A 12,329-nucleotide genomic window follows, 5' to 3' on the forward strand; every position below is an offset into this window, starting at 1 on the left:
CGGTCACCCGTTCACTGTAGCGATGCGGACGCGAGGCGCAGGCGAACTTGTCAGACCATGCAGGTGAGCCGCTGCCGCATTCCCTGCATCGCGTCGATCTCGGCGGTCTGACCGGCGCGGATCGTCTCGGCCACCTGGAGAACGCGCGGCTCTGATCCGACGTCGAGGATCGCCTGCGCCTTCGGGATCGTGCCTGCTTGATCGCGCCTTCGGGATCGCGCTTTCGTGATGCCGGATCGTGCGCCGCAGAAAGAGGCAGTCCGCCTGCCGGCCGGACGCCGCGTCGAGTGCGACCAGCTCGGCATCCGATGCCATTCCCATCGCGCCGCGCAGCTTGGCGGTTGGGGCGATCTGCGCCTGGGTGGCGGGATTGCCGCGGGGCTTCTTGTCGATCGGGCGCGGGGGCGTCGGGGTCATGGGTGTGATCTCGGCTCGGGGCGCGCGATCGCGTCATCAGCTGGGAGGGGCACAATGGGACGATGACGGCGATGCCGAGACCGATCGCGGTGGGCCCGTCGCGTACCGTGCTGTTCGCCGTGGGTGGGTTTCTGCTGCTCGCGGCCTGCGCGCTCGGAGCACTCATATTCTTCCGGACCGAGCCGTTCAGCCTCGACATGTGGTGGAATGCGCTTTTCGTGGCCAACGCCGCCCCGCTCCTGGTGGCGTTCTCTCAGGTGATGAACTTCCTCGGTGCGGGCTGGTTCGGCTTCTTCGCCGTACCGATCGCCGGTGCGCTTGCGCTGGTCATCCTGAAACGGCCGTGGTCGGCGGCCTTCTTCATCACGGCTGAGATCGCGTCTGCGGGCCTGGTGCAGATACTCAAGCACCTGTTCGGTCGTGTCCGGCCTGAGGAGATCATCGTGATCTCAGACTTCGGTTCCTTTCCTTCCGGACATGTGGCCAATGCCGCAACGCTCGCGACCGCCGCGTTCATCCTGTTTCCCCGGCTGATCGTGGTTCTCGTCGGCGCGGTGTACGTCTTCCTGATGGCGCTCAGCCGCACGGTGCTGCACGCCCACTGGCTCAGTGACACGCTCGCCGGAGCGATGATCGGCGTCGGTGTGGTCCTGATCGTCGCGGGGTTGTACGCACCCCTGCTCTGGCGCGAACGCCCCGCGGCCGCATCCGCCCGTGAGGTGACCGCAGCGCCTCAGTAGGCCGAGTGCGGGGTCATCCGGGGATATTCGGCACCGGCAGGCGCTGACGCGCCGCGCCGCATCACGGTCAGGCGCCTGCCCGGCCGAGCGCCGCTGCGTACTACCCCGAGACGAACATGCTGGTGCCGCTCGACTCGACTGCCGACATCAGCGGCACACCCGCCCCGAAGTCGATCATCATCCGGCTCGAACGCCGCGCGGACTGATCAGTCCTGCTCGCGCCAGCCGTTCGCGATCGAGGTGATCTCGGACACCGCCCGGTGCACCTGCTCCGGGGAGCCCCCGGAGCGGCCTGCCGCCAAGCCTGCGACGAACGCGCTCAGCGGCGCGGCGGGTCGGGCGACCCCGACCGCGACGTCGCGCGCCATATCGAGGATCAGGGGAATGGGGATGTCGTCGGCATCGAGTCCGAACAGCTCGCGCAGCGCCTCGGCCCACGCGTCCAGTGCCTCGGGGGGCAGTCGCTCGCTCATGGGCTCCTCCTTCGTCCTTCCGTCTCATTCCCGGCGCTTCGCGCCCTGCTCAGATCGTCCCACGTGTCGATATCGATCGCGAGATCATCGGATGCCGCCACCACGGTGATCGCAAGGGCGCCGAGCAGGCTGCGCACCGAGGCGTCGCGACCGGCATCCGGCATCGTCGCCGCCGCCGCGCGGAGCGCGTCGGTGCGATAGAGCCCGGTCAGCCATTGCGGCCGCAGCGAAGCATCGGCGAGGCAGAGCCCGTCGGCGGTGAAGGGGGCGTCCAGAAGCGCCCGGACGGCGTCGGCGACGCGCGGCAGGTCGCACGCGAGCACGAGCGTGCGGGTGCCGGTGATCAGGGGGAGTGCCGCCAGGATCGCCGCGGCGGGGCCGCCGAACGGCGGGTTCTCGCGCACCCAGATGAGGTCGGCATGCGCGTCGTCGGCGGGGCCGACGACGACGATCGGGTCGCCGCCGGCGGCGCGCGCGGCGACCACTGCGGCGTCCAGCAGTGTCGTGCCCCCGACTTCGAGGAGCGGCTTGTGCACGCCGCCCATGCGCGAGCCGCGGCCGCCGGCGAGCAGGATCGCGGCCGTGGTCTTCATGAGACGAGCAAGACGTCGACCAGCTCGCCCGGGGCGACGGCCTCGACGTCGGCGGGGATGACCGCATAGCCCTCGGCGCGGGCGAGGCCGCCGGCGCGATGCGATCCGCGTTCTGTCGCGGGGGCCACGCCGCCTCTGACAAGCGCGATCGGCACATACTGCACGCGTCCGCGCGGCGACCGCCACGCGACCGTCGCGGAAAGGCGCAGCATCGGCCGGTGGATCTGCGTGCGTCCTTGCATCGCGAGAAGCGCCGGGCGCACGAACACCTCGAAGGACACTGCCGCGCTCACCGGGTTGCCGGGCAGGCCGAACATGAGGGGTGGCCCCGCGGCGAAGCCCTGCGGCCGGCCGGGCTGCATCGCGACCTGCACGAAGCTCATCTCCGACACCGCGGTCTTGACGACCTCGAACGCCCCCGCGCTCACTCCGCCCGATGTGATGACGGCATCTGCTCCGTGCGCGGTCGCGTCGGCGATCGCCTGGCGGAGTTCGCCGTCGACGTCGCGGACGGTCCTTTGCAGCACGACGCCCGCTCCCGCGCGGCGGGTGAGCGAAGCCAGCAGCACCGAGTTGGATTCGGGAATCTGCCCGCGATTCAGGCTCGACCCGGGTGGCAGCAGCTCGGTACCCGTCGCGATGACCGCGACGCGCGGACGGCGGCTGACGGTGACGCGAGCGACATTGGCGGCGGCGATCGCGGACAGCTGCAGGGGGCCGAGCTCGACGCCGGCCGGTACGAGCTCGGTCCCCGCGGTGCAATCCTCGCCGCGCCGCCGGATGTGGTCGCCGATCTGAAGCGGTGCCTCGGTGACGATGACTGATGCGAGCGAGTCGGCGAGCCCGCCCGCGGTCGCTTCGAACGGCACGACCGTGTCGGCGCTCGTCGGCAGCGGCGCACCGGTCATGATGCGGGCGGCCTCGCCCGGGTTGAGGGCGGGATCGAGCGCGGTGCCGGCAGGCAGATCGGCCACGACGCGAAGCACGACCGGGGATGCCGCGCTCGCAGTCGCGACATCGGCGAAGCGCACCGCAAACCCGTCCATCGCGGAGTTGTCGAACAGGGGCAGATCGACGGCGGCATGCACGGCTGTGCGGAGCGTGCTCCCGAGCGCGTTCGCCAGCGGCACGGTGAGCCGATCGAGGTGCTGCACGGCGGTGAGGATCGCCTGCCGGTGATCTTCGGCGGTGATCATCGCTCTCCGCCCGCGCCGACGACAGCGTCGGGTCGTGCGGGGAGGGCCATGCCTTCAGGTTATCTGCCGGGGCCGAGGTGCTCGAGGTGCCGAGGTGCTCGTCTTCGACGCCAAACCCGACGGCGCGCCGAACCAGTGCGTCGCTCCGATACGCTCGCGGTCGAAGAGCCGCTCGAGATCCGTGTCGGAGGCACGGCGCTCGCCGTCACGATGCGCACCCCTGGCAACGACGTCGAACTCGCCGCCGGGTTCCTCGTCTCTGAGGGCGTGATCCCCCGCGGCGATCAGTTCCGCTCGGCGATCCACTGCGGCGGACCGGGAACGGGCGCCCCGATCACCGGCATCTCGTTCGGCCAGCCCGCCGAAGGCAACACGTGCAACGTGCTCTTCAGCCGACGACGCGGCCGTGCACGAGGCGCACGATCCGATCCACGAGGCCCGCGGGCACGTCGACGTGCGAGATGAGCACCACCGCCTGATCCTCACCGACCGCTGAGAGCAGGTCGATGAGCAGGGCGTCGGATGCCGCCGGGTCGACACCCGCGGTGGGCTCGTCGAGCACGAGCACCGGGAAGCCGCGCAGCAGTGCCCGGGCGAGCGCGATGCGCTGCGCCTGTCCTCCCGAGACGAGTGCGCCGCGCTCGCCGACGCGGGCATCCAGCCCCCCGCGGGAGCGGACCCAGTCGCCGAGGCCCACGCGCTCGAGCACGGCCATCAGCTCCGCATCCGTGGCCGCGTCGTTCGCGAACAGCAGGTTCTGGCGGATGTCTTCGTCGAAGAGCATCGGCCGCTGCTCGCAGAGCCCGATCGTCAGGCGCACGTCGTCGCCGGCGAGATCGTGCACCGAGGTGCCGCCGATCGTGAACGAGCCGTCGACCTCCAGAAAGCGCACGAGCGCGTGCGCGAGGGTCGTCTTGCCGGCACCGCTCGATCCGACCACCAGCACGCGCTCGCCGGGGCTGACGTCGAAGTCGATGTCGTGCAGCGAGGTGCCGTCGGCGCCCGGCCAGCGCGCCGACACGCCGCGCAGCCGCAGACCCTCGCCGACCGCCGGCCCCACCCCGGTGGGCAGGGCGGTCTCGTCGACGAGGCCGCTCGGCAGCTGAGCCGGCAGCGCCTCGGAGATGCGGGTCGCGCTCGCACGCACCTGCCGCCACGCGGAGGCTGCGAGCGGCACCGAGCCGAACACCTCGAACACCGCCATCGGCACGAGCACCGCCACGGCCAGCAGCGGGGCGGGGAGGCCGCCGTCGGCGTACTGGGGCGCGGTCACCGCGAGCGCTGCGACCGAGGCGACCCCGGCCAGCAGGGAGACGACCGCGGCGGTGCCCGCCTGGCCGAGCGCTCGTCGCACCACCGCCCGGCGCAGGGCGGCGTCCGTCTCGCGGATGCGCTGCCGCGCGGCATCCTCCGCCCCGAAGGCGATCAGCACGTCGAGGCTTCCGAGGTGGTCGAGCACCGCATCCGCCAGTTGCGCCCGCAGCGGCGCCAGCTCGCGCTCGGCACGCGCGCCCGCGACCCAGCCCCACAGAACCGAGGCGATGCCGGCGGCGATGAGACATGCGAGCAGCGTGAGGGCTGCCGGCCATGAGACGAACGCCATGAACACGACGGATGCCGCCGCCACGAGCGCCGAGGCGACCAGGGGCTGCACCACGCGCAGCGGGAGGTTCTGCAGCTCGTCGACATCGTCCACCAGAGCGCCGAGGATCGAACCGCGCCGCGTGCCGCCCAGCCCGTCGGGGGACAGGGGGATGAGGCGCCGCACGAGTGCGGAGCGCGTCTGGGCGAGCTGACGCAGTGCGGCGTCGTGGCCGGCCAGCCGCTCCAGGTAGCGGAACGTCGCGCGGGTGAGCGCGAACAGGCGCACGCCGACGACCGCCACGGAGAGATAGAGGACGAGCGGCTGCTCGCTGGCCCGGACGATGAGCCACGCGCTCACGGCGAGCAGGGCGACCGCGGAGGCCTCGGACAGGAGTCCCGCGGCGGCCCCGGGCCAGAAGCGTCGCAGCGGCGGCATCGCACCGCGGAGCACTTCGGCGGTGGTGGCGGTGGTCGGCGTGGCGGTGGTCGGCGTGGCGGTGGTCGCGGGGGTCGCGGCGGCGGAGGTCATGCGTGCACCTCGCGGGCCTCGAGGTGCACGACCTCGTCGGCGATCGACCGAGCAGTCGTGCGGTGCGAGACGAGCAGCACGGTGGCGCCCCGGTCGGCGAGGCCACGCAGACTCTTCCACAGGGCTGCCTCGGTGACCGAGTCCAGGGCCGAGCTCGGCTCATCGAGCGCGATCACATTCGCCCTCCCGGTCAGGTGCCGGTAGATCGCGCGAGCGACCGAGACCCGCTGCGCCTGCCCGCCGGACAGGCCAGCGCCCTGCACCCCGAGCACGAGGGCGGGGTCGAGGTCGTCGGCAGTCGCGAGCGCGAGCGCCGCCGAGACCAGCGTGGCGTCGGGGTCGGCGGCGCCGAGAGCGACGTTCGCGGCCACCGTGCCGGCGATCAGCCCGGGCTGCTGACCCGACCACGCCAGCCATCGGGCGGGCGAGAGTCGCGCGAGATCCATCCCGGCGAACGTCGCGGTCCCCGTCCACGATGCGGCGTCGCGGAGCACGGCGAACACGCTCGACTTCCCGGCGCCGCTCGGTCCCTCGATCACGGTCACGGTGCCGGGGCGCGCGCGGAGCGAGACCGGCGCGAGCGTGAGGTCGCCGTAGCGCACGGCCACGTCGTGCAGCACGAGATCGCCCGCCACCGCCGGGGATGCGGCATCCATCGTGGTCGACGGGGGCGCAGCGCGACCTGCATCCAGCACCGCGAACACGTCGTCCGTGGCGGCCACACCCTCGGCGGCCGCGTGGAACTGCACTCCCACCTGTCGCAGCGGAAGGTACGCCTCGGGCGCCAGCAGCAGCACGAACAGGCCGACGGCGAGCGAGAGCGAGCCGTCCAGCAGCCGGAAGCCGATCGAGACGGCGATGATCGCGACCGAGATGCTCGCCAGGAACTCGAGGGCGAAACCCGACATGAACGAGACCCGCAGCACCCGCATCGTCTCGCGGCGGTAGTCGTCGGTGACGCGCTCGATGGATGCCGCAGCCCGGCCCTGCCGGCCGAACACCTTCAGCGTGCTGAGCCCATGGACGGTGTCCCAGAAGCGTGCGGCGAGGCGCTTCAAGGTCTGCCACTGGCGCTTCTGCACGGTGCGGGTGGCCAGACCGATCAGCACCATGAAGATCGGGATCAGCGGGAGCGTGAGCAGCACGGTCAAGCCGCTGATCCAGTCCTGCGACCACATCACGAGCACGATCACCGGTGTCGCGATCACCGTCAGCACGAGCTGGGGGAGGTACCGCCCGAAATATGCGTCGAGCGCGTCGAGCCCGCGCCCCGCGGTGACGGCGAGCTGGGCGGAGTTGCGGGTGGAGAGCCAGCCGGGGCCGAGCCTGCCGACCGCGTCGACGAGACCCGAGCGCAGCTGCGCCTCCACATGGGCGGCCGCGCGGGCGCTCGCCCATTCGCGCAGCCACAGCAGCGCCGCGCGTGCGGCGAAGGCCACCAGCAGCCACGCGAGCGTCGCGGTCAGCACGGGCAGCGGCATCCCGTCGATCACCCCGGTGATCGCGCGCGTCAGCAGCCAGGCGATCGCCACGATCACCGCGGTCTGGGCGACCCCGATGACTCCGATCAGCGCGAAGAAGGTGCGGGACGCGCCGGCATACCGCAGCAGACGCGGGTCCAGCGGGCGGGTGCGCGCAGGCTCAGCTGCGGCCGGGCCCACCCGCCCCGAGGCTCCACCCGACGCGTCAGCGCCCAGTGGCGGGGGCGCGGGGACCGTCTCTGTCATCACAACGGTTCGAGCCTATCCCGCCCTCCGGCGGGCTCGATGTGCTCAGTGAGCCGCGACGGCGGATGCCTTCTCGATGCGCGAGCGGGTCACGCGCTTGCGGAAGACCCAGTACGTCCATGCCTGGTAGGCCAGCACGAGCGGCAGGAAGATGACCGCCGCCCACGTCATGATCATGAGGGTGTAGTCCGTGCTCGAGGCGTTCTCGATCGTCAGGCTGTTCGCGATGTCGGTGGTTGAGGGCATGACGTAGGGGAACAGCGCGAGCCACAGCGTGAGCACCGCGAACACGACGGTCGCGGCGCCGAACCCGAAGGCCCAGCCCTCGCGGTCGCGCATGTTGAACACGAGCGACATGATCAGGGTCACGGCAGCCAGTGCGGCGCAGGCGATCACGAGCGCCATCAGCGGCGCACCATGACCGGCCGCGATGAAGATCGTCCAGATCAGGAACGCGGCCGCCACGACCACGGTGAGCAGTCCCGAGCGCCGGGCGAGACGGCGGGCGTCGTCGTGCACCTGTCCGTCCGTCTTGAGTGCGACGAAATAGACGCCGTGGGTGAAGAACAGCAGGAGCGTCGTCAGGCCGCCGAGCAGGCCGTAGGGGTTCAGCAGCGTCAGCAGTGAGCCGGTGAACTCATGGTCGGCATCCAGCGGGACACCCAGAACGAAGTTGGCGACGGCGACTCCCCACAGCAGCGCGGGCACGGCGGACCCGATGACGATCATCGTGTCGAAGCCCTTCTTCCAGCGCAGCGAGTCGCGCTGATGGCGGTACTCGAATGAGACGCCGCGCAGGATGAGCGCCAGCAGGATCAGCAGCAAAGCGAGGTAGAACCCGCTGAACAGGGTCGCGTACCACTCCGGGAAGGCCGCGAACAGGCACGCCCCAGCGACGATGACCCAGGTCTCGTTGAGATCCCACACCGGGCCGATCGTGTTGATGATCTGACGGCGGCTGATCTCGTCCTTGCCGAGGAACGGCAGCGACATGCCGACTCCGAAGTCGAAGCCGTCGAGTACGAAGTAGCCGACGAACAGCACGCCGACGATGAAGAACCAGACGTATGCGAGATCCATGATGTCGTCCTCGGGTTCCTAGTAGACCGTCGTCGGGGTGTCTTCGAGCGCGGGTGGTTCAGCGCCCTCGCTCCCCGGTTCGGGCAGCGGCTCGGGGCCGGTGTGCGCGGTCTTCATGATCAGACCGACCTCGACGACCGCGAGGATCGCATAGATCGCAGTGAACGCGACGAGCGAGATCAGCACCGTCCATCCCGGGACGCTCGGCGAGACGCCGTCTTCGGTGAGCATGAGCCCGAACACGATCCAGGGCTGCCGGCCCATCTCGGTGAAGACCCAGCCGAGCAGGAGGGCGAGCAGGGATGCCGGCCATGCCCAGATCGCGATGCGCCAGGCCCAGACCGGCACCTCTCGCTTGGCCTTCTTGCGCGTGAGCCACAGGCCGACCACGGCGGTCAGCGCCGCGACGCCGCCCAGGCCGATCATCCAGCGGAACGACCAGTACGTGATCCACAGGACCGGAGCGAAATTGCCGTCGACCTGGTCGGCGAACTGGGGGAACATCTCGGTCGTGTACAGGGCATTCAGGTCATTGATGCCCTCGACGCAGCCATCGAGGGTGTGGGTGGACAGGAACGACAGCAGGTACGGGATGCGGATCGAGAACAGTTCGGTCGTGCCGTCCGGCGTGCCGAGCGTGAAGATCGAGAATGACGCATCCGCTCCGCACGCCGTCGTGAACAGCGCCTCTGCGGCGGCCATCTTCATCGGCTGCGTCGAGACCATCACCAGCCCGAGCTGGTCGCCCGTGAGCACGACGCCGATGAACGCGACGATCATGCCCCACAGACCGTAGCGCAGCGACGAGCGCATCATCTCGAGGTTCTGCTTGCGCACCAGGTGCCAGGCCGAGACCGAGATGATCACGCCCGCCGTCATCATGAACGCGGCGAAGAGCGTGTGGGGCAGCGCGGCGAGAGCCACGGGATTCGTCAGCACCGCGACGAAGTCGGTCATCTCGGCGCGGTGGCCGTCCGCGGCCATCTGGTAGCCGACCGGATTCTGCATGAAGGCGTTGGCCGCGAGGATGAAGTAGGCCGAGAACCACGCGCCGATCGTGGCGATCCAGATGCTGGCCAGGTGCAGTCCCTTGGGCAGCTTGTCCCAGCCGAAGATCCACAGACCGATGAACGTCGCTTCGAAGAAGAAGGCCATCAGACCCTCGAAGGCGAGTGGAGCGCCGAAGACGTCGCCGACGAAACGGGAGTACGACGACCAGTTCATGCCGAACTGGAACTCCTGGACGATGCCGGTGACCACACCCATCGCGAAGTTGATCAGGAAGATCTTGCCGAAGAACCGCGTGAGGTGAAGCCACTTCAGCTTGCCGGTGCGGAACCAGGCGGTCTGGAAGATCGCGACGGTCAGCGCCATGCCGAGTGTGAGCGGGACGAAAAGGAAGTGGTAGAGCGTCGTCAGGCCGAACTGCCATCTCGCCAACAGCAACGGGTCAAGGAGATCCATTGGTTCACCTTTCCGGGTTTCTGATCGTCACGGTACACAGCCGATGCCGTCGCCGATAGGTTGTGGGCCGTGCAAATTGGCGCGCCTCAGGTGATGGCGAGTTCGACCACGCAGTCGGTCGGGTGCGGGGAGGATCGGATGCAGGAGGCCCGCAGCGGCCCGCCTGCCTCCGTCAGCACTGCCCGCATGAGTCCGAGATGGACCGCGCAGAGCGTCTGCCGATGACCTGCCTGGCTGGCGGCGTGCGGGCAGGGGGACAGGCTGATCGTCAGATCGGCCTCGTCGACGACCGGATCGAAGCCCGAGTCCGCCAGATGCTCGACGATCGCGTCGAGCTGATGCGTCGCCGGCCGGCCGATGCTCTCGACGCTGGAGCCCGTCCACGGCATCACGCGGCGCATCACATCGCCGCGCACAGCGGCGTCGTGCACTTTCCGGCGGGCGATCGGACTCGATGCCTCTCGGCTTCCGGTCGCGGCCGAATAGAGCGTTCTCGGCCGCCCGCGCGTGGCGCGGTGTTCGGTGCTCCGGATGACGTGTCCAGCCTCGATGAGCCGCTGCAGGTGTTCGCGCACCGTGTTGGCGTGCAGGCCGGTCGCTTCGGTCAACTCGGCGATCGGCCACTCGGGCCGGGCTTGCACGAGCGCGAGGATCTCGACACGGCTGTAGCTCGAAATCGCGCTGCAACCGGTGCGAGGTGTCGACATGGATCCGATTATTCACGGCCCTCACCCGAGGGCATGGGTCGAAGGTCCCGTTCGAGCCGGCGGACCTTGCGGCGCTGCCGTAGGCGCGCCGCATGAGGGGAGCGGACAATCCGATCGCCGGCCCGCCGCGAACAACAGGCAGAGGGGGAAGCCCCGCAGATGCGGAGGTCTGGCAATGGCGAATGAGAGGACCGGTCGACGGAAGTTCTGGTTCTGGGCAGCCGTCTCCGGTGTCGTCAGTGCCGGGGTCTTCCTCGCGGCCGCGGAGCTGGTCGCTCTGCTGGTCGCCCCCGACGGCAGTCCGATCCTCGCGGTCGGCTCGTTCGTGATCGACATCGTGCCGCAGCCGTTCAAGGAGTTCGCGATCGCGACGTTCGGCGAGTACGACAAGGTCGCACTGCTCGTGGGCCTCGCGCTCGCGGTGCTGGTCGCCTCCGCGGTCGCCGGTCTGCTGCAGTACCTCCGTCGGCCGCTCGGCGTCGTCGCCCTCGTGATCGCCGGGGGTGTGTCGGTGGCGGCGATCGTGACGCGCGCGGGGGCGAGCCCATTCGCCGCGATCCCCCCGATCGCCGGGACGATCGCCGGATGCCTCATCCTCTGGTTCCTGGCGACGCGGCTGCGTCGCTGGTCGAGCGCCTCGATCCATTCCGCGCCGCAGGTGTCGGCGGACACGGAGCCGGTGGCCGCCACGGCGCAGCCCGTGGAGCGGCCGACGGTGCACCCGAAAGGCACAGCGGCACCCGCGACCGTCGACCGCCGAATGTTCTTCCGCGTCACTGCCATCGCGGGCGCCTCGGCGCTCATCATCGGGGTCGGCGCCCGCGCCGTCATCAATGCGACCGCGGGATCGATCTCGGCGGTGCGCAAGGCGCTCAACCTTCCCGCGCCGCGCACGGTTGTGACAATTCCGGCCGGTGCCGAGCTCGACATCCCCGGGATCTCGCCCCTGTTCACGCCGAACGCCGACTTCTACCGGGTCGACACCGCACTCACCGTGCCCTCGGTCGACCCCGGCACTTGGCGGCTCGTGATCGACGGCATGGTCGACCAGCGCGTCGAGCTCACCTTCGACGATCTGGTCGGCATGGGCGTGAACGAGTATGCGATCACGCTGACGTGCGTCTCGAACGAGGTGGGCGGCGACCTGCTCGGCAACGCCGTCTGGCTGGGCGTTCCGATCCGCGAGGTGCTGAAGCTCGCCGGGCCGAAGTCCGGCGCCGACATGGTGCTCTCGCGGAGCATCGACGGCTTCACGGCGAGCACTCCGCTCGAGTCGCTCACTGACGACGGCCTCGACGCGATACTCGCGGTCGGAATGAACGGGGAGACCCTTCCGCTCGAGCACGGGTTCCCGGTGCGCATGGTCGTGCCCGGGCTGTACGGCTACGTCTCCGCCACGAAGTGGCTGAGCGAGCTGAAGGTCACGACGTTCGACGCCGATGAGGCGTACTGGACGCCGCGCGGCTACAGCGCGAAGGCGCCGGTCAAGTTCTCGTCGCGGCTCGACACCCCGCGCACCGGCGAGGCGATTCCGGCGGGGCGCACCCCGGTCGCGGGAGTGGCCTGGGCCCAGACGGTCGGCATCGACCGCGTCGAGGTCAGCATCGATGACGGAGACTGGCAGGCGGCCACACTGTCGAGCCCGATCAATGAAGACACCTGGGTGCAGTGGTTCGTCGACTGGGACGCCACGGTCGGCACCCACTACGTCGCGGTCCGCGCCGTGAACAAGAACGGCGACGTGCAGATCGAAGAGCGCGCGCCCATCGCCCCTGATGGGTCGACCGGATGGCAGCGCACCCTGATCCGGGTGACGTAG

At 70.1% G+C, this 12,329-nt stretch carries 11 protein-coding genes and 1 pseudogene; 3 read left to right on the forward strand and 9 right to left on the reverse strand.

Annotation, left to right across the window (positions count from 1 at the left end; translation table 11 throughout):
• Positions 1–3 precede the first annotated feature (3 nt).
• Positions 4–417, reverse strand: a complete 414-nt coding sequence (locus tag QZV84_RS11460; protein WP_363331892.1) for a DUF305 domain-containing protein — start codon at positions 415–417, stop codon at positions 4–6.
• Positions 418–488: 71 nt separating this feature from the next.
• Here QZV84_RS11460 and QZV84_RS07970 point away from each other — a divergent pair, with 71 nt between their 5' ends.
• Entirely contained in the window at positions 489–1,157 is a 669-nt protein-coding gene (locus tag QZV84_RS07970; protein WP_292827950.1) for a phosphatase PAP2 family protein, read from the forward strand.
• A 206-nt stretch (positions 1,158–1,363) separates the two neighbouring features.
• Here QZV84_RS07970 and QZV84_RS07975 read toward each other — a convergent pair whose 3' ends face one another.
• Genes QZV84_RS07975 through glp form a run of 3 tightly spaced genes read right to left on the reverse strand, consistent with a single transcriptional unit; the run spans position 1,364 to position 3,419 of the window.
• The gene (locus tag QZV84_RS07975) at positions 1,364–1,630 is read right to left on the reverse strand and encodes a DUF6457 domain-containing protein (RefSeq protein ID WP_292827953.1); all 267 of its coding nucleotides are present in this window, start codon (positions 1,628–1,630) and stop codon (positions 1,364–1,366) included.
• Entirely contained in the window at positions 1,627–2,223 is a 597-nt protein-coding gene (locus tag QZV84_RS07980; RefSeq protein WP_292827956.1) for an NTP transferase domain-containing protein, read from the reverse strand. The genes QZV84_RS07975 and QZV84_RS07980 overlap by 4 nt, the downstream gene beginning before the upstream one ends.
• Positions 2,220–3,419 (reverse strand): gephyrin-like molybdotransferase Glp, encoded by a 1,200-nt coding sequence (gene glp / locus QZV84_RS07985; RefSeq protein ID WP_292827959.1) that lies wholly within the window; start codon positions 3,417–3,419, stop codon positions 2,220–2,222. The genes QZV84_RS07980 and glp overlap by 4 nt, the downstream gene beginning before the upstream one ends.
• A 48-nt stretch (positions 3,420–3,467) precedes the next feature.
• Here glp and QZV84_RS07990 point away from each other — a divergent pair.
• Positions 3,468–3,728: pseudogene (locus tag QZV84_RS07990) on the forward strand (formate dehydrogenase accessory sulfurtransferase FdhD); the annotation flags it as partial.
• A 79-nt stretch (positions 3,729–3,807) separates the two neighbouring features.
• Here QZV84_RS07990 and cydC read toward each other — a convergent pair.
• The 5 genes from cydC to QZV84_RS08015 form a co-directional block, all read right to left on the reverse strand.
• Positions 3,808–5,439, reverse strand: a complete 1,632-nt coding sequence (cydC, locus tag QZV84_RS07995; RefSeq protein ID WP_292828102.1) for a thiol reductant ABC exporter subunit CydC — start codon at positions 5,437–5,439, stop codon at positions 3,808–3,810.
• An 89-nt stretch (positions 5,440–5,528) separates the two neighbouring features.
• Entirely contained in the window at positions 5,529–7,259 is a 1,731-nt protein-coding gene (gene cydD, locus QZV84_RS08000) for a thiol reductant ABC exporter subunit CydD (protein WP_292827962.1), read from the reverse strand.
• A gap of 45 nt (positions 7,260–7,304) precedes the next feature.
• Positions 7,305–8,339 (reverse strand): cytochrome d ubiquinol oxidase subunit II, encoded by a 1,035-nt coding sequence (gene cydB / locus QZV84_RS08005; protein ID WP_292827965.1) that lies wholly within the window; start codon positions 8,337–8,339, stop codon positions 7,305–7,307.
• An 18-nt stretch (positions 8,340–8,357) separates the two neighbouring features.
• The gene (locus QZV84_RS08010; RefSeq protein WP_292827968.1) at positions 8,358–9,803 is read right to left on the reverse strand and encodes a cytochrome ubiquinol oxidase subunit I; all 1,446 of its coding nucleotides are present in this window, start codon (positions 9,801–9,803) and stop codon (positions 8,358–8,360) included.
• 86 nt (positions 9,804–9,889) lie between these two features.
• The gene (locus QZV84_RS08015; protein ID WP_292827970.1) at positions 9,890–10,510 is read right to left on the reverse strand and encodes a helix-turn-helix domain-containing protein; all 621 of its coding nucleotides are present in this window, start codon (positions 10,508–10,510) and stop codon (positions 9,890–9,892) included.
• Between the two features lie 175 nt (positions 10,511–10,685).
• Here QZV84_RS08015 and QZV84_RS08020 point away from each other — a divergent pair, with 175 nt between their 5' ends.
• Positions 10,686–12,329: a molybdopterin-dependent oxidoreductase gene (locus QZV84_RS08020; RefSeq protein WP_292827973.1), complete on the forward strand. Its 1,644-nt coding sequence runs from the start codon at positions 10,686–10,688 to the stop codon at positions 12,327–12,329.

The organism is Microbacterium sp., from assembly GCF_011620715.1.
GTDB lineage: Bacteria > Actinomycetota > Actinomycetes > Actinomycetales > Microbacteriaceae > Microbacterium.

Coding starts and splice junctions, on each gene's coding strand:
- QZV84_RS11460 (WP_363331892.1), bottom strand. CDS start 417: ATGACCCCGACGCCCCCGCGCCCGATCGACAAGAAGCCCCGCGGCAAT.
- QZV84_RS07970 (WP_292827950.1), top strand. CDS start 489: ATGCCGAGACCGATCGCGGTGGGCCCGTCGCGTACCGTGCTGTTCGCC.
- QZV84_RS07975 (WP_292827953.1), bottom strand. CDS start 1,630: ATGAGCGAGCGACTGCCCCCCGAGGCACTGGACGCGTGGGCCGAGGCG.
- QZV84_RS07980 (WP_292827956.1), bottom strand. CDS start 2,223: ATGAAGACCACGGCCGCGATCCTGCTCGCCGGCGGCCGCGGCTCGCGC.
- glp (WP_292827959.1), bottom strand. CDS start 3,419: ATGATCACCGCCGAAGATCACCGGCAGGCGATCCTCACCGCCGTGCAG.
- cydC (WP_292828102.1), bottom strand. CDS start 5,439: ATGCCGCCGCTGCGACGCTTCTGGCCCGGGGCCGCCGCGGGACTCCTG.
- cydD (WP_292827962.1), bottom strand. CDS start 7,259: ATGACAGAGACGGTCCCCGCGCCCCCGCCACTGGGCGCTGACGCGTCG.
- cydB (WP_292827965.1), bottom strand. CDS start 8,339: ATGGATCTCGCATACGTCTGGTTCTTCATCGTCGGCGTGCTGTTCGTC.
- QZV84_RS08010 (WP_292827968.1), bottom strand. CDS start 9,803: ATGGATCTCCTTGACCCGTTGCTGTTGGCGAGATGGCAGTTCGGCCTG.
- QZV84_RS08015 (WP_292827970.1), bottom strand. CDS start 10,510: ATGTCGACACCTCGCACCGGTTGCAGCGCGATTTCGAGCTACAGCCGT.
- QZV84_RS08020 (WP_292827973.1), top strand. CDS start 10,686: ATGGCGAATGAGAGGACCGGTCGACGGAAGTTCTGGTTCTGGGCAGCC.